This is a genomic window from Streptomyces sp. NBC_01232, assembly GCF_035989885.1.
GTDB lineage: Bacteria > Actinomycetota > Actinomycetes > Streptomycetales > Streptomycetaceae > Streptomyces.
Window position 1 is genome coordinate 2600318 of sequence record NZ_CP108518.1, and the last position, 15555, is coordinate 2615872.

Annotated in this window: 14 protein-coding genes; 5 read left to right on the forward strand and 9 right to left on the reverse strand. The window is 71.2% G+C overall.

Going from position 1 to position 15555, the window contains the following annotated elements; all coding sequences use genetic code 11:
• Positions 1–243: 243 nt before the first annotated feature.
• From OG444_RS12165 to OG444_RS12185, 5 genes are read right to left on the reverse strand one after another with little or no spacing between them, the layout of a single operon-like run.
• Positions 244–1254, reverse strand: a complete 1011-nt coding sequence (locus OG444_RS12165) for a LacI family DNA-binding transcriptional regulator (RefSeq protein ID WP_327262180.1) — start codon at positions 1252–1254, stop codon at positions 244–246.
• On the reverse strand, positions 1242–2831 hold the full coding sequence (locus OG444_RS12170) for a glycoside hydrolase family 13 protein (RefSeq protein ID WP_327262181.1): 1590 nt from the start codon (positions 2829–2831) through the stop codon (positions 1242–1244). Before OG444_RS12170 ends, OG444_RS12165 begins: the two co-directional genes overlap by 13 nt.
• A gap of 51 nt (positions 2832–2882) precedes the next feature.
• Positions 2883–3809: a sugar ABC transporter permease gene (locus OG444_RS12175; protein WP_327262182.1), complete on the reverse strand. Its 927-nt coding sequence runs from the start codon at positions 3807–3809 to the stop codon at positions 2883–2885.
• Between the two features lie 2 nt (positions 3810–3811).
• The gene (locus OG444_RS12180; protein ID WP_327262183.1) at positions 3812–4873 is read right to left on the reverse strand and encodes a carbohydrate ABC transporter permease; all 1062 of its coding nucleotides are present in this window, start codon (positions 4871–4873) and stop codon (positions 3812–3814) included.
• Positions 4874–4880: 7 nt separating this feature from the next.
• The gene (locus OG444_RS12185; protein WP_327262184.1) at positions 4881–6155 is read right to left on the reverse strand and encodes an extracellular solute-binding protein; all 1275 of its coding nucleotides are present in this window, start codon (positions 6153–6155) and stop codon (positions 4881–4883) included.
• A 222-nt stretch (positions 6156–6377) separates the two neighbouring features.
• Here OG444_RS12185 and OG444_RS12190 point away from each other — a divergent pair, with 222 nt between their 5' ends.
• The 4 genes from OG444_RS12190 (at position 6378) to OG444_RS12205 (ending at position 11161) form a co-directional block, all read left to right on the forward strand.
• Entirely contained in the window at positions 6378–8111 is a 1734-nt protein-coding gene (locus tag OG444_RS12190) for a glycoside hydrolase family 13 protein (protein WP_327262185.1), read from the forward strand.
• Between the two features lie 26 nt (positions 8112–8137).
• Positions 8138–9172 carry a LacI family DNA-binding transcriptional regulator gene (locus tag OG444_RS12195; RefSeq protein WP_327262186.1) on the forward strand — a complete coding sequence of 345 codons (1035 nt, stop codon included), beginning with the start codon at positions 8138–8140 and terminating at the stop codon, positions 9170–9172.
• Between the two features lie 240 nt (positions 9173–9412).
• Positions 9413–10168, forward strand: coding sequence for a DUF389 domain-containing protein (locus tag OG444_RS12200; protein WP_327262187.1), 756 nt, complete (start codon positions 9413–9415; stop codon positions 10166–10168).
• A gap of 102 nt (positions 10169–10270) precedes the next feature.
• A complete protein-coding gene (locus tag OG444_RS12205) occupies positions 10271–11161 on the forward strand; it encodes a phosphatase PAP2 family protein (protein WP_327262188.1) in 891 nt (296 codons plus the stop codon).
• Between the two features lie 23 nt (positions 11162–11184).
• Here the strand turns inward: OG444_RS12205 and OG444_RS12210 are convergent, their stop codons facing one another.
• The 4 genes from OG444_RS12210 to OG444_RS12225 all read right to left on the reverse strand — a co-directional run bounded on the left by OG444_RS12210 (position 11185) and on the right by OG444_RS12225 (position 14334).
• The gene (locus tag OG444_RS12210) at positions 11185–11616 is read right to left on the reverse strand and encodes a GNAT family N-acetyltransferase (RefSeq protein WP_327262189.1); all 432 of its coding nucleotides are present in this window, start codon (positions 11614–11616) and stop codon (positions 11185–11187) included.
• A gap of 143 nt (positions 11617–11759) precedes the next feature.
• Positions 11760–12257 carry a GNAT family N-acetyltransferase gene (locus OG444_RS12215; protein ID WP_327262190.1) on the reverse strand — a complete coding sequence of 166 codons (498 nt, stop codon included), beginning with the start codon at positions 12255–12257 and terminating at the stop codon, positions 11760–11762.
• 39 nt (positions 12258–12296) lie between these two features.
• On the reverse strand, positions 12297–13085 hold the full coding sequence (locus OG444_RS12220) for an SMI1/KNR4 family protein (RefSeq protein ID WP_327262191.1): 789 nt from the start codon (positions 13083–13085) through the stop codon (positions 12297–12299).
• 64 nt (positions 13086–13149) lie between these two features.
• Complete coding sequence (locus OG444_RS12225) at positions 13150–14334, reverse strand: hypothetical protein (RefSeq protein ID WP_327262192.1); 1185 nt, start codon at positions 14332–14334, stop codon at positions 13150–13152.
• 366 nt (positions 14335–14700) lie between these two features.
• Here OG444_RS12225 and OG444_RS12230 point away from each other — a divergent pair, with 366 nt between their 5' ends.
• Positions 14701–15474 (forward strand): CAP domain-containing protein, encoded by a 774-nt coding sequence (locus tag OG444_RS12230; protein WP_327262193.1) that lies wholly within the window; start codon positions 14701–14703, stop codon positions 15472–15474.
• Positions 15475–15555: the final 81 nt, after the last annotated feature.

Genomic DNA, 15555 nt, shown 5'->3' on the forward strand with positions numbered 1-15555 from the left:
CGCTGATGACGAACTCGGTCCAGGTATGGCTGGAGCGCGACACGGCCACGCCGCCGGCCCCGGACCCGGCGTGCCTGTCCGACGCGAAGAGGGTCAAGATCTACGTCGAAGGCGGCACCGCGGCCGCACCGGTCCTCGGTCTCACCGGCCCCGGCGGCAAGAGCTGGGCGCTCACCCGGAAACAGCGGAGCAGGGCCGGACCGGGGCCGCTCGCGCACCCCGGGTCCGGCCCCGCCCGGAAAACTACGGCACCTGTCCCGTCGAGCCCCGTACCACCAGTTCCGGCTGGAAGACGTACTCCGTGCGCTGGACCGGGGTGCCCGACACCGCCTCCAGAAGGGCGCCCACCGCCGCCGTCGCCATCGCCCGCACCGGCTGGCGGACCGTCGTCAGCGGCGGGTCCGTGAACGCGATCAGCGGTGAGTCGTCGAAGCCGACCACCGACACGTCCTGCGGCACCCGCAGCCCCCGCTCGCGCGCCGCGCGGATGACGCCGAGCGCCATCGGGTCGCTGCCGCACACGATGCCCGTGCAGCCGCGGTCCAGCAGGGCCATGCCCGCCGCGTGTCCGCCCTCCACCGTGAAGAGGGTGCGCTGGATCAGCCCGTCCGCCTCCGCCGACGGCAGGGCGGTGAGGAAGCCCTGCTCCTTGCGGGCCGACGGCACGTACCGCGTCGGTCCGATCGCGAGGCCGATCCTGTGGTGCCCGAGGTCCTGGAGGTGCCGTACGGCCATGTCGGCGGCCGCACGGTCGTCCGGGGAGATGAACGGGGCGTTCACCTGCTCGTTGAAGCCGTTGATCAGAACGAACGGCACCCCGCGCGCCGCCAGTCGCTGGTAGCGCGCGGGGTCCGCGTGGGCGTCGGCGTGCAGGCCCGACAGGAAGACGATCCCGGTGACCCCGCGTTCCTCCAGCTGCTCCACCAGCTCGTCCTCGGTGGCCCCGCCGGGGGTCTGCGTGCAGAGCACCGGCGTGTACCCGTGCCCGGCCAGCGCCTGCTCTATGACCTGCGCGAACGCCGGGAAGATCGGGTTGGTGAGCTCCGGGATGAGCAGCCCCACCAGCCCGTTGCTGCGCCGCTTGAGCCGTACGGGCCTCTCGTAGCCCAGCAGGTCGAGCGCGGCCAGCACCTTGTGACGGGTGCCGGCCGCGACGCCCGGTTTGCCGTTCAGCACGCGGCTGACGGTCGCCTCGCTGACCTCGGCCTGCGCGGCGATGTCCGTCAGCCTCAGCGGGGAAGTCACCCCTGCCACCACACCGTGCAGTCCGCCGGAAGGACATCGGGCTCGGCGAGGTCACCGCTCGCGAGCAGGACCGTGCCCTGCGCGGGCAGCCGTACCGGCTCGTCCGTGGTGTTCACGGTGCAGACGAAGTCCCCGCGCCGGAAGGCCAGCACGCCGGCCGGGGCGGGAAGCCACTCGACGCCGTCGCCCGCGCCCAGCGCCGGGTGCGCGCGCCGCACCTGCAGGGCGGAGCGGTACAGCTCGAGCGTGGACTCCGGGTCTCCGGTCTGCGCCTCGACGCTGAGCCCGGCCCATTCCGCGGGCTGCGGGAGCCAGCTGCCTCCCGTGCCGAAGCCGTACGGGGCCTGGTCGCCGCTCCACGGGATCGGTACGCGGCAGCCGTCGCGGAGCCCGTCCTGGCCGTTCGCCTTGAAGAAGGAGGGGTCCTGGCGCACCTCGTCCGGGAGGTCCACCACCTCCGGCAGGCCGAGCTCCTCGCCCTGGTAGACGTACGCCGACCCGGGCAGGGCCAGCATCAGCAGGGCGGCGGCGCGCGCCTTCTCCAGGGTGCCGAAGCGGGTGCGGTGGCGGACCACGTCGTGGTTGGACAGCACCCAGGTGGTGGGGGCGCCGACGGGCCGCATCGAGTCGAGCGACTCGTCGATGGTGGCGCGCAGGGCCTCGGCGTCCCAGCCGGTGTTCAGGTAGTGGAAGTTGAAGGCCTGGTGCAGCTCGTCGGGGCGCAGGTACATGGCGGTGCGGTCGGCGCTGGGGGTCCAGGCCTCGGCGACGCCGATGCGGTCGCCCGCGTACTCGTCGAGGACCAGGCGCCAGGAGCGGTAGATCTCGTGGACGCCGTCCTGGTCGAAGAAGGGCAGGACCTGGTTGCCGAGCAGCTTGAGCTGTTCGTCGCGGCCGAGGTCGGGCAGGCCCGGGGCCTTGACCAGGCCGTGGGCCACGTCGATGCGGAAGCCGTCGGCGCCGAGGTCGAGCCAGAACCGCAGGATGGAGCGGAACTCGTCCTGGACGGCGGGGTGTTCCCAGTTGAAGTCGGGCTGCTCGGGGGCGAAGAGGTGCAGGTACCACTCGCCGTCCGCGACGCGGGTCCACGCGGGACCGCCGAAGATCGACTCCCAGTCGTTGGGCGGGAGCTCACCGTTCTCGCCCTGTCCGGGGCGGAAGTGGAAGCGCTCGCGCAGCGGGGTGCCGGGTCCTTCGCGCAGGGCCTGCTTGAACCATTCGTGCTGGTCGGAGCAGTGGTTCGGGACGAGGTCGACGATGATGCGCAGGCCCAGTTCGTGGGCTTCGCGGATCACGGCGTCGGCGTCGTGCAGGGTGCCGAACATCGGGTCGATGGCCCGGTAGTCGGCGACGTCGTAGCCGGCGTCGGCCTGCGGGGAGGCGTAGAAGGGGCTGAGCCAGACGGCGTCGACGCCCAGCTCCTTGAGGTAGGGCAGTCGGCTGCGGATGCCTTCGAGGTCCCCCATGCCGTCCCCGTTGGAGTCGGCGAAGCTGCGCGGATAGACCTGGTAGATCACCGCTTCTCTCCACCAGCCGGGCTGCGTGCCGGTGGAGGTGGGGAGCGCGTCGGCGAGGTGCTGGGTCATGGTGTCCTTGGAGAGATCGGGCCGGGGGTGAGAGGGGGCAGGCTCGGGTGGTCAGCCCTTGGTGGCGCCTGCCGTCATCCCGGCGACGAGGTGACGCTGGGCGAAGACGAAGAAGATCGCCGCGGGGATGGCGATGAGGACCGAGGCGGCGCTCATGGCTCCCCAGTTGGAGGTGTACTGCGTGACGAAGGTCTGCAGGCCGCCGGCCAGGGTGAGGTTCTCCTCGCCGACCATGAAGGCGGAGGCGTACGCGACCTCGCCCCAGGCGGTGATGAAGGCGTAGAAGCCGGTGACGGCGAGGCCGGGCTTGGCGAGCGGCAGGATGAGGCGCCAGAAGGTGCCGAAGGGGTTGAGCCCGTCGACACGGCCGGATTCGTCGATCTCCACCGGGATGGTGTCGAAGAAGCCCTTCATCATCCAGGCGCAGAACGGCACGGCGATGGTGAGGTAGGTGATGATCAGGCCGAGGGGCTGGTTGAGCAGGCCGAGATCGCCCATGAGGTTGTAGAGCGGGACGATGAGGATCGCCATGGGGAACATCTGCGTGATGAGCAGGGTCCACATGAGCGGCCGCATGCCGGGGAACTTGAACCGGCTGACCGCGTATCCGGTGGTGGCGGCGATGAAGACACCGAGGACGGTGGTGACGCCGGCGACCAGGACGGAGTTGGCGAACCAGCTGAGGAAGTGACTCTGTTCCAGCAGGTACGTGTAGTTGCCGAGGGTCGGTTCCTTGACGAAGTCGGTGGTGATCGCGTGCTTGGCCGGCTTGAGCGAGGTCAGCAGGATCCACAGCACCGGGAAGACTGCGATCACGGATGCCACGACGAGGGTGGCGTGCAGGGCGACGGAGGCGAGCGGGGAACGGCTGCCCCGGGGGCGCCCGGCCGGCGCGGCCGCGGTCGCCCCGGGGGCGGCGGCCTTGGGGGCGGTCGCCTCGGGGGCGGTGGCCGTACGGGCGGTGTTCGCAGTGGACATGGTCACCACACCTCTCCCTGCTTGCGCAGCGAGCGCCGGTAGACCAGCGCGAAGATCATGAGCAGCGCGAGGATCAGTACGCCCCACGTCGCGGAGCCGGCGAAGTCGCGCGGGCTCGACACGAACGCCTCGCGGAAGGCCTGGGTCACCAGGATCTCCGTGGAGTCGCCCGGTCCGCCCCGGGTGAGCAGGAAGATCACCGGGAACATGTTGAAGGTCCAGATGGTGGAGAGCAGGATCACCGTCATGCTCACCGCGCGCAGTCCGGGCAGGGTGATGTGCCGGAAGCGCTGCCAGGCGCTGGCACCGTCCATCTCGGCGGCTTCGTAGAGCTCGCCGGGGATCGACTGCAGGCCGCCGAGGAGGGCGACCATCATGAAGGGGACGCCGAGCCAGACGTTGACGGCGACGACCGAGAACTTGGCCCAGGTCGGGTCGTCGAGCCACGGGATCGCGGCGATGCCGCCACCGTCGAGGATCTTGTTGAGGATGCCGTTGTCGCGGTTGAAGAGGAACCGCCAGGCGAAGACGGAGACGAAGCCGGGGACGGCCCAGGGCAGGATGAGCGCCATCCGGTAGGCGGCGCGGCCCCGGAACTCCCGGTTGAGCATGTTGGCCAGGGCCAGGCCGAGCGTGAAGGTGATGGACACGCACGCGACGGTCCACACCACCGTCCACACCAGCCGCTGCAGGAACACCGGGTCGCTGAGCACGTCCACGTAGTTGTCGAGTCCGATGAACTCGTACGTGGCCTCGATGTGCCGGACGCCGATGGTCCGCGAGACGTTGCGCTCATTGGCGTCGGTCAGCGACAGGTAGATGCCCCGGACCAGCGGCCAGCCGATGATCACGCCGAGGACGAGCACCACCGGGGCGACCATGGCCCAGGCGTACCAGTGCGTGCCGAGGGCGCGCCGGAGACCGGACGCGCCTTTTGCACCGCGGCTGCCGCCGCGGTTACCGCTGTCGCTGTCAGTCCTGCGGCTCCGGCCGCGGGCGGCGACGTCGTTCTCGACGTCGTCGCCCGCGGCCTTCGCCACCGACTGGCTGGTGTGAGCAGCCATGGTTTCGTTACTTCCAGCCCTTGAGGATCTTGCGGAACTCGACGCCGGCCGCCTTGGCCGCGTCCTCCGGGCTCGAGGCCCCGGTGATCGCCTTGGTGTATTCGACCTTCAGCGGCTCGAAGAGGGAGCCGTTCTCCGGGATCCAGGCGCGCTCGACGGCCTTGTCGACGGCCGGCTTGAAGAACTGGACCATCTCGCTGCTCTTGACGTCCGGCTGGTCGTAGGCGGCGGTACGGGTCGGGAGCAGGCTGAGCTCCTTGGCCGACTGCACCTGGACCTCCTGCGAGGTCATGTACTCGACGAAGGCGTGCGCCGCGGCGGTGTTCTTGGAACCGGCGTAGACGGCGAGGTCGTGGCCGCCCTGCGGGGCGCCGGCCTTGACGGAACCGGCCGGGACCGCGGCGATGCCGAGGTTGGCCTTGTCCTTGAACTGGTCACCGGCGAAGCTGTCGGCGACGGCCCACGGACCGTTGATCATCATGGCGGCCTCGCCGGACTTGAAGGCCGTCTGCATGTTGGTCCAGCCGTCGGTGGCGTTGGTGATCGCCGCGCCGGAGGTGACCAGGTCACGAGCGGTCTTGAAGGCCTTGACGCCCGCCTCGTTGTCGACGGTGACCGTCTTGTTCTTGGCGTCGACCAGGTCGCCGCCCTCACCGTAGATGAGGGGGAGGAACCAGTAGGAGTCGTCGCCGCGGAGGTAGAGGCCGGCCTTGCCGGTCTTGCTCTTGATGGCGGCGGCGGCGGTCTTCACCTCTTCCAGCGTCTTGGGGGGCTGGACGCCGGCGTCGGCGAGCATCTTCTTGTTGTAGAAGAGGCCGAGGGTGTCGATGACCTGCGGGACGGCGTAGGTCTTGCCCTCGTACTTGCCGCTGGCCGCGGCCTGCGAGAGGAACTCGGCGTCGATCTTCTTCGCCGTCTCGGCCGGGACCTCGTCGAGGTAGCCCAGCGAGGCGAAGTCCGCGACCCAGCCGACGTCGGCGCGGATCACGTCAGGTGCCTCGGAGCCGCTGCTGAAGGCGTTCTTGACCTTGTTCTGCGCGTCGCCGTACGGGACGTTGACGTACTTGACGGTCACCTTCGGGTGCTTCGCGGTGAACGCCTCGGCGAGCTTCTGGAAGCTCGCCTTCTCGGCGTCGTTCGAGGTGTCCCACCACGTGACCGTGCCGGAAAGCTCGCCGCCAGCCTTGGACCCGCCGGCTGCGTCCTTGTCGTCCCCACCGCAAGCCGTTGCCGCGAGCGCCAGGGTCGCGACCAGCGCGGTGGCCGCTATGCCACGCCGCATATGAACTCCTTCGATGATCCCGGCCGCGCCCTCGCGGTCCCGAGTTGCCGAGAACGTAACAAGACTGAAAGAGGACCGAAAGGCCTTGCGGCAATTTTCTGCAAGCGACGCCGATCGTTACATCCGTGTGTCCGGACGGTTGCCGTGCCTTGCTGTTAGTTCGAGTCACCTTCGACCGTCCGGGCCCGCAACCAGGGGGCGTGTACCCGCGTTGACCCCGATATGACCCATGACGCGACGGCCGTCGAGCTTGCAAGATCTTCCAGCAACGTGACCGCGACCGGTGGCGGCTGGTGGCGCGATGCCGTCATTTATCAGGTGTACGTACGCTCCTTCGCCGACAGCGACGGGGACGGCATCGGCGACCTGCGCGGGGTCCGCTCCCGTCTCCCCCACCTCGCCCGCCTCGGGGTGGACGCCGTGTGGCTCACCCCCTTCTACGTCTCCCCGCAGGCGGACGGCGGCTACGACGTCGCCGACTACCGGGCCGTCGACCCCCTCTTCGGTGACCTCTCCGACGCCGACGAGCTCGTCCGGGCCGCGCACGCCCTGGGCCTGCGGGTCATCGTGGACGTGGTCCCGAACCACACCTCCGAGCAGCACCCGTGGTTCCGGGCCGCGCTCGCCGGCGATCCGGGGGCCCGTGAGCGCTACCACTTCCGGCCGGGCCGGGGCGCCGCCGGGGAGCTTCCGCCCAACGACTGGGAGTCGATCTTCGGCGGCCCCGCCTGGACCCGGGTCGCGGCGCCGGCAGGCGATGGGGGCACCTCCCGGCCGGAGGCCGGGGGAGACTGGTACCTGCACCTCTTCGCCCCCGAGCAGCCCGACCTCGACTGGAGCCGTCCCGAGGTCTCCGCTGAATTCGCCTCCGTCCTGCGGTTCTGGCTCGACCTCGGCATCGACGGCTTCCGCATCGACGTCGCCCACGGCATGGTCAAGGCCCCCGGCCTCCCGGACATCGGCCGCGGCGCCCAGGCCACCCTCATCGGCACCGAGCCGCTCCCCTTCTTCGACCAGGACGGGGTCCACGAGATCCACCGCTCCTGGCGCCGCCTCCTCGACTCCTACGGGGGCGGGCGCATCGGGGTGGCCGAGGCCTGGGCGCCGACCTCCGAGCGGCTCGCCCTGTACGTGCGCCCCGACGAGCTCCACCAGGCCTTCAACTTCCGCTTCCTCAATTGCCCGTGGGACCCCGCCGCGATGCGCACCGTCATCGACGAGTCCCTGGCCGCCACCACCGCCGTCGGCGCCCCGACCACCTGGGTGCTGTCCAATCACGACGTCGTACGCCATGTGACCCGGTACGGCGGCGGGGCCCGCGGCCTGGCCCGGGCCCGGGCCGCCGCCCTGCTGATGCTGGCCCTGCCCGGGTCCGCGTACATCTACCAGGGCGAGGAGCTGGGCCTGCCGGAGGTGGTGGACCTCCCGGACGGGGCACGCCAGGATCCCGCCTTTCTGCGCACCGCCGGACAGGACGGACTGCGCGACGGGTGCCGGGTACCGCTCCCCTGGTCCGGTGCGGAGCCCCCGTACGGCTTCGGGCCGACGGGCAGCTGGCTCCCGCAGCCCGCCGGCTGGGGCGACCTCAGCGTCGCCGCCCAGACCGGCGACCCGCACTCCACCCTGGAGCTCTACCGCGCCGCACTGGAACTGCGCCGGGTGATGCCTGGCCTGGGCGCGCCCGAGGCCGGGAGCGGGCCCGGGGCGGAGAGCGGGCCCGGAGCGGGGGCCGGCCCGGAGGACGAAGCCGCGTACCCCTGCGGGATGCGCTGGCAGTCCGCCCCCGAGGGCGTGCTCCTCTTCACCCGCCCCGGCTTCGCCTGCACCCTCAACAGCCGCTCCGTCCCGGTCGAACTTCCGGCGCCCGGACGTCCCGTACTTTCCAGCGCCCCGGTGGAGACGGACGGCCGGACCGTCCGGCTTCCCCCGGATTCGTGCACCTGGTGGTCATCGTGAACGTCCGACCGGTACAGTCCAATCCCGTGACCGCACGGCTAGCCGACATCGCAGCCCAGGCGGGGGTCAGCGAAGCCACAGTCAGCCGCGTGCTCAACGGCAAGCCCGGTGTGGCCGCAGGCACCCGTGAATCCGTGCTGGCCGCCCTCGACGTACTCGGCTACGAGCGGCCCGTGAAGCTGCGCCAGCGCAGTGCGGGGCTCGTCGGTCTGATAACTCCGGAACTGGACAACCCCATCTTCCCGGCACTCGCCCAGGTCATCGGCCAGGCCCTGACCCGGCAGGGGTACACGCCGGTGCTGGCCACGCAGACGCCCGGCGGGTCCACGGAGGACGAGCTGACCGAGATGCTGGTCGACCGCGGGGTATCCGGCATCATCTTCGTCTCCGGCCTGCACGCCGACACCACGGCCGACATGGGCCGTTACGACCAGCTCCGCGGGCAGGGCGTTCCCTACGTCCTCATCAACGGGTTCTCCGACAAGGTGCAGGCCCCCTTCGTCTCCCCCGACGACCGGGCCGCGATGGTCCTCGCCGTCACCCACCTCACCGCGCTCGGGCACACCCGCATCGGGCTCGCGGTCGGACCGAAGCGGTTCGTGCCGGTCCTCCGCAAGATCGAGGGCTTCCGGCTCGGGATGAAGGAGCGGCTCGGGCTCGGCGAGGCCGAGGTCGAGGAGCTCATCCAGCACTCCCTCTACTCGCTGGAGGGCGGCCAGGCCGCCGCGGCCGCACTGATCTCGCGGGGCTGCACGGCGGTGGTGTGCGCGAGCGACATGATGGCGCTCGGTGCGATCCGGGCGGCCCGGCAGCTGGGGCTGAAGGTGCCGCAGGACGTGTCGGTGGTCGGCTTCGACGACTCCCCGCTCATAGCGTTCACCGATCCGCCGCTCACCACCATCCGGCAGCCCGTGCTGGCGATGGGGCAGGCCGCCGTCCGGACCCTGCTGGAGGAGATCGGCGGTACGCCGGCCCCGCACAGCGAGTTCGTCTTCCTGCCCGAACTGGTGGTGCGCGGCTCCACGGCCTCGGGCCCCGGCCAGCGCCGCAGGGACAGCTAGCCGTCCAGGGACAGCCGGGCGGTCCGGGTGCGGCAGGGACGGCCTGGCGGCTCGTGCCGACGGACGTGTCCCTTCGGGGGCGGACCGGTCCCGGTCCCGATACTGGGCAGATGCCCATGACCGGCCGTGTCCGCGACAGGATCCTGCCCGACCATCAGCGCCGCTCCCTGGAGGACCTCCAGCAGGATCTCGATCTATCGTCGGGGGGACCACCGGGCGAAGCAGTCGGCCTTCTGGACCATGCTCACACTGTCCTCCGTGATCGCCGCGTGCGGGATCCTGACGGACTCCACCGCCACCGTCATCGGCGCGGTGGCCTCCCTGGTGGTGCCCGGCTCCTACGACCTGCTGACGGACAGCCAGATCTCCAGCCGGACCTCCCCCGGGCTGCTCGACCTGGTCGGCGCGCTGGCCACGGGTTTCGCCGGCGCGGTGGCGCTGTCCCGCAAGGACGTCGCCGCGGTCCTGCCGGGGGTGGCGATCGCGATCTCCCTGGTGCCGCCGCTCGTGGTCACGGGCGTGTGCGCCGGCCAGCAGGCGTGGTGGCTCGCGCTGGGTGCGCTGGTGCTGTTCCTGTCCAACCTGCTGTCGATGGTCTTCGCGGGCATGGTGGTCTTCGCCGCCCTCGGGTTCAGCCGCGACGGCGGACCCGGCGGTCGGCGGGCTCCCCGGCGCGCCTACGTGATGCTCGGGCTGCTGTTCGCCGCGGTCGTGCTGCCCCTGGCCGCCAACACGGTGGCCACCGTCCTCCTGGACGCGTGGACGGCGCGCACCAGGAGCGCCGCGCAGAAGTGGCTCTCGGACAGCCCCGGCGCGGCCGTCACCAGTGTCGACGCCCAGTCCAGAACCCTGTACGTCCACGTGCGCAGCCCCGGCGCCCTCCCTCCGATCGCAGATCTGCTCGACGACCTCGAAGGGCAGGTTCCGGACGGCGTGCCCATCGTCGTCGATGCCACGCGGGGCCAGCAGATCATCGCCGGGAAGGTGGGAGACTGACGCCGCCGGGTCGAGGTGTCGTACTCAAGGGGGACCGGAGGCGCCGAAGACCGTCCCGAGGGATGATCGGAGGCGAGAACGCATCTGGCAGACTCTCTCCCCATGGGTGAATCGAGCGTGAAGACACTGGAAACCCGGACGGATGTCTCATCACCCACGGTGGCTGAGACCGAGACCCGCCCGGGGTCCGAGCGCACCCTGATGTCCCGGTTGCGTGCCCCGCGCCGGCCTCGGATCTGGTTCGAGGTCCTGCTCATCGCGGTCAGCTACTGGATCTACTCGCTGATCCGCAACGCGGTGCCCGAGCAGAAGGCGGCCGCCCTCGCCAACGCCGACTGGATCTGGGGCGTGGAGCGGACCCTCGGCATCGCCGTCGAGGAGTCGGTCAACCACGCGGTCAACTCCGTGACGTGGCTGATCGTGGGCATGAACTACTACTACGCCACGCTCCACTTCGCCGTGACCATCGGCGTGCTGGTGTGGATCTACCGTTTCCATCCCGGGCGGTACGCCGCCACGCGCATGGTCCTCTTCGCCACCACGGGCGTGGCCCTGGTCGGCTACTACTGCTACCCGCTCGCGCCGCCCCGGCTGATGAACGGGCAGAACTTCATCGACACCGTGCTGGTCCACCACACTTGGGGCTCCATGGCCTCGGGCAACCTCAAGCAGATGTCGAACCAGTACGCAGCGATGCCGTCCATGCACATAGGGTGGTCGCTCTGGTGCGGGCTGACGATCTTCGCGGTCGCCTCGGCCCCCTGGGCCCGGATCCTGGGCCTGCTCTACCCGACGGCGACGCTCGTCGTCATCGTGGCCACCGCCAACCACTTCTGGCTCGACGCCGTGGGCGGCATGCTCTGCCTGGCCTTCGGCTACACGGTCTCGCGTTCCTGGTACGGGTCCTTCGCCCACCACCTGCCCCGCCACCCCGAGCACGCGGGTCCGCACCCGGCGTCGGAACTGCTGAACCGCGTCCGCGGGCGGGCGTAACCCCCGCGGCCCCGGGAGGACGGCTACTGCTCCCCGAGGGCCATCCACTTCTCGGGCGTGGCCAGCGGCTCGAAGCCGGACCGGGCGTAGACGGCGTGCGCATCGGCGGTGGCGAGCATGACCCGGCGCAGCCCGTAGGGCTCCAGGTGCGCGCACGCCGCGTCGACGAGGGCCCCGCCGAGCCCCTTGCCGCGGGCGCCCGGATCGACGTACACGTCGCAGAGCCACGCGAAGGTGGACCGGTCGGTGACGATGCGGGCGTACGCGAGCTGCGCGCCGGAGGCCTGGTCGTAGAGGCCGAAGTTCAAGGAGTTCGCGATGGCGTCCTCCTGCTTCTGCCGGCTGCGGCCGAGGGCCCAGTACGCGTCCTCGGACAGCCACCGGTGGAGGAGCCCGACGTCCAGTCGGGCGGCGTCGGTGGAGATCTCGTAACCGTCGGGAAGGTCTTGGCTCATCCCGGCATCCAAGCAGCGCCCGCGCGCTCCGCGCCAGCGCATATCCGCCGCCGGCCGGACCCGGTTGCACCGCGTCCACCGCGGCAGACTGCCGTACGACCCGAGGCGACCAGCGCCGACGCCGAGCGGGAAGTCCGGGGGTGTCAGCACGTCCGCTCGTATTCGACCTGGGTGAGGGGATTCCCGTCGCCGAAGTCGAAGGGGCGTACGGTGCCGCTCTCGGTGAAGCCGCACTTGGTATAGAAGCGGCGGGAGCGCGGGGTGTCGCGCAGGGTCCACAGGTGGGTGCGAGCGAACCCGCCGTCGCGCAGGTGGCGCAGGGTCTCGGTCATCAGCGCGGCCGCGATACCGCTGCCCCAGCTGTCGGGGTGGGTGTAGAAGGAGAGGATCTCGGCAAGGCCCGGCCGGGTCGCGGATGCCCGGAAGGCGGTCAGCGCGAGCGGGCGACCCTCGTGTTCGGCCAGCAGGATCGGGGTGTCCGCCTGCCCGACCCTTTCGTGCCACCGCGTCCGCCTGCTCCGGACACCGTCTGCGGCGAACCCGGGATCGAAGAAGGGGGCGTAGGCCGCCTCCCAGGCCGCGGCGTGGATCTCGCCGAGGACGTCCCCGTCGTACGGGCCGGCGCGCCGAACTGTGAACATCCGAGCACCCTATCCGCGGGCGGCGGGCGGCGCGCCGGTTCAGCCGTGGGGCCGGGATCCGGGGACGAAGCGGAACCTGTCCTCCGGGTCGATGTCGTCGTCGTGGTCGCTGAAGTAGAGCGATGTCGTCGTGCCGGCCACCACCTCGAGGAGGAACTGGCTGCACGAAGCCGGGTGGGCCTCCCAGAGGGGGCCGCGGCCCTCGTTGAGGATGACCGTCCACTCCTCCGGCTCGACCCCGGGCCGGACCAGCCAGTACAGGACGTGTCCCGAACCCTCCGCGTACCCCCAGGGCACCAGCCGGGTGTCGCCCTCCAGGAGTTCCGCCGGCTTGGCCTCGCCCGCCTCCCAGAAATCGGCGAGGTTCTCCTCGCGCTCCGCGGTCTGGGCGAAGAGGTCGTACATCTTCTCCGGGCAGTCCGGTTCCAGCAGCCAGATCATTCCCGCGAAGACCCCGCCCCCGTAGGTGTCGACGAGTCGCTTGTAGTCGGCCGGCAGGGCGGTGCCCATCGCCTCCTCCACGACGGCCCACTCCACGCTCCGGGCTTCGCCGGGCGGCGGACACAGCCGCCTCAGCGGTTGCGTGTGGCGCAGGCTCCGGGCGATCCGGACGTCGTCCGGCAGGGCACTGAACCGGGCCGGTGTCCTGGTGGGGTCCAGCACCACGGCGAGCATCCGGTCACCGACCTCGGCGCGTGGCACGTCCGCCCACCACGAGGGGTGTTTGGCCCGGTCGATGAAACCGTCGTGCCCGTCCGCGTCCACGGCGCATCCCACCGGGGCCACGGCCGTGACGACCACGTCGCACTCCTGATGATCCATGAGCATGACCCCACCCTGCACCATGCCGACAACGTGCCTGCCGCCCGGGCCCGTTCGGTCGCGCAGGCGGTCAGCGCAGCCGTCTCCGGAGGAACCCCGGCCCGGCCGCGGGCGAGGACACCGGCACGAGCTCCTTCGAGGGCGGCGCCGGTACGGAACCGGCCGCGCCCGGAGCGATCCGCTGCAGGGCCTCGGTGAGGGTGCGGACGTAGGCCGTGTCCGCCAGGATCCGTACGCTGTCGAAGGGGTGGCCGAGGCGTTCCTCCTGCGCCAGGATCCAGCCCAGCAGGGGTGCCGCGGCGGCGGCCTGCGCCCCGATCTCCCCGAGGTGGCGGACGGCCTCCTGCACCGGCATGGCCGGCCGTCCCGTCCAGACCGGATCGACCTCCGCCAGCAGCACCGGTACGGCGGGCTCCGGATCTCCGGTGATCCGCCGGTACGCGTGCGCGGCGGCGACCCGGGTCCACGCACCGGGCGACTCCATCAGCCCGCGCACGGCGTCCGCGTGGGCGGCGGCCAGCGGGCCGAGACCGGCGAGGAAGGGCAGACCGTGGGCGGCCGTCCCGGACCGCACCGCCACCCCGCACACGTCGAGGGCGAGGGTGGGATCACCGGTCACCCTCCAGTGCGCCCAGGCGGCCCGCCGCCGGAGATGGCCCGGCCCCTGGCGCCCGGTGGCGTACGAGGCCAGCCGGCTCGCGGCGACGGCCGCCGCGGGGCCGATCCGGCCGAGGACGCGCAGGGCGTCGTAGGCGTACGGCGTCCCCAGGTACCGGACCACTTCGGGCACGGCGGGCGCGGCGGCCGGGCCCCAGGCGGCGAGGAGTTCCAGCATGGAGGTACTCGTGTGGTACTGGTCCGGCTCCCGCCGCAGGCCGGGCAGCAGGGTGGGGAGCAGCTCCACGGCGGGCAGTGCGGCCAGGATGCGTGCGTGGGCGCGGTTGTACGTGAGCGGTGGGTCCTGCGCGAGCCGCTGCAGTCCGGGCAGCGCCCGGAGGTCGCCCATCCCGGCGAGGGCGAACGTGACCGCCGCGACCTCGTGGCGGGAGACCCGGACGAAGAGGCCGAGCCGCTTCTTGAGGGAGGCGGCGATCCGATCGGCATGCGCGGAAAGGGCAGGACCGGCCTGGGTCAGCGCGCGGCCCGCCTGCCGGATGGCGGCTGCCGGCCGGCCGGCGGCCCAGGAGCGGCGGTAGTCCCACCGGGAGCGATGGCGGGGGGCGATGGCGGGCGGCCCGGCGGGAAACAGTGACATGCGTCACGCAACGGCTGCTGGTCGAAGTCCTTCTTGACGGAGCGTTAACCCTCCGACATTTCGATATTTGTCCCTTTTGGAATTGACATTCCCCTCTCCGCCGGAAACGGAATCCACGGCACCGATGCACCCGTCCCCGACCGGCCAGGTCACAGCCGTTTCTGATCACCCATCAGACGGTTGCGGGGGTGACCAAATCGTGATGATGCACGATCACGGTCCTGTTTCAAGCCGTGTGCCGACCGCCCCGGGCTCGTGATCAGCGGAAACTTGCCAGGCCATTCAGGCGCTTTTAAGAATGGCGGCCTCTTCGGCGCCCTGCACGTCCGGCGCCGGAAGCTTCGCGATCACTGAATGAGGTCAGGCATGCAGAAGCATCGGAAGAAGTCGTCCTACAAGAAGATAGTCATCGGCGTCGGCGCGCTCGCCATCGTGGGTGTCCCCACCGCCGCCATGGCCTGCTTCGACGGTCAGGACGACGGCAACAGCCGGACGCGGACCGCGAGCCACCAGCAGCAGCGCCCGTGGCAGTGGCAGCAGACGCCGTCGGCCGCGCCGACCACCCCGGCACCCGTGGACGCACCGCTCCCGAGCGAGACGCCGAGCAGCAGCCCCTCCGAGGCCTCCCCCAGCAGCCCCGCCGCGCCCGCGCAGCCGGTCGTCGAGACCACCCCGCCCGCGCAGCCCAAGCCCGCGCAGCCGCCGGTCGCGACGGAGAAGCCGCAGGCGCCCCAGCCGTCGAAGACCGCCGCCCCGCCGGCCACCGGCTCCGTCGCCCAGGTGCTCGCGCTCGTCAACCAGGAGCGCGCGGCCGCAGGATGCTCGGCCGTCTCCCTGAACGCGAAGCTCACGAAGGCCGCGCAGGACCACAGCGCCGACATGGCCTCCCACAGCAACATGTCCCACACCGGCTCCGACGGCTCGGACCCGGGCACGCGCATCACCCGCGCCGGGTACGCGTGGCGGACGTACGGCGAGAACGTCGCCTACGGCTACAGCACTCCCGAGAAGGTCATGGAGGGCTGGATGAACAGCCAGGGCCACCGGGAGAACATCCTGAACTGCGCCTTCAAGGAGATCGGAATCGGCCTGGCGCAGCCCGGCAACTACTGGACGCAGGCCTTCGGCACGGCCCGCTGACGCCGGCGCCGTCCCGACACGACGGACCGCCAACCACGGACCGCGGACCGCGGACCGCGGACCCACTCAGGGTCCGCGGTC

Bases quoted from the DNA above. Each gene is read 5' to 3' on its own strand.
- OG444_RS12170 (WP_327262181.1), bottom strand. From the start codon at position 2,831: ATGACCCAGCACCTCGCCGACGCGCTCCCCACCTCCACCGGCACGCAG.
- OG444_RS12175 (WP_327262182.1), bottom strand. From the start codon at position 3,809: ATGTCCACTGCGAACACCGCCCGTACGGCCACCGCCCCCGAGGCGACC.
- OG444_RS12180 (WP_327262183.1), bottom strand. From the start codon at position 4,873: ATGGCTGCTCACACCAGCCAGTCGGTGGCGAAGGCCGCGGGCGACGAC.
- OG444_RS12185 (WP_327262184.1), bottom strand. From the start codon at position 6,155: ATGCGGCGTGGCATAGCGGCCACCGCGCTGGTCGCGACCCTGGCGCTC.
- OG444_RS12190 (WP_327262185.1), top strand. From the start codon at position 6,378: ATGACCCATGACGCGACGGCCGTCGAGCTTGCAAGATCTTCCAGCAAC.
- OG444_RS12200 (WP_327262187.1), top strand. From the start codon at position 9,413: ATGCTCACACTGTCCTCCGTGATCGCCGCGTGCGGGATCCTGACGGAC.
- OG444_RS12205 (WP_327262188.1), top strand. From the start codon at position 10,271: ATGGGTGAATCGAGCGTGAAGACACTGGAAACCCGGACGGATGTCTCA.
- OG444_RS12210 (WP_327262189.1), bottom strand. From the start codon at position 11,616: ATGAGCCAAGACCTTCCCGACGGTTACGAGATCTCCACCGACGCCGCC.
- OG444_RS12215 (WP_327262190.1), bottom strand. From the start codon at position 12,257: ATGTTCACAGTTCGGCGCGCCGGCCCGTACGACGGGGACGTCCTCGGC.
- OG444_RS12220 (WP_327262191.1), bottom strand. From the start codon at position 13,085: ATGCTCATGGATCATCAGGAGTGCGACGTGGTCGTCACGGCCGTGGCC.
- OG444_RS12225 (WP_327262192.1), bottom strand. From the start codon at position 14,334: ATGTCACTGTTTCCCGCCGGGCCGCCCGCCATCGCCCCCCGCCATCGC.
- OG444_RS12230 (WP_327262193.1), top strand. From the start codon at position 14,701: ATGCAGAAGCATCGGAAGAAGTCGTCCTACAAGAAGATAGTCATCGGC.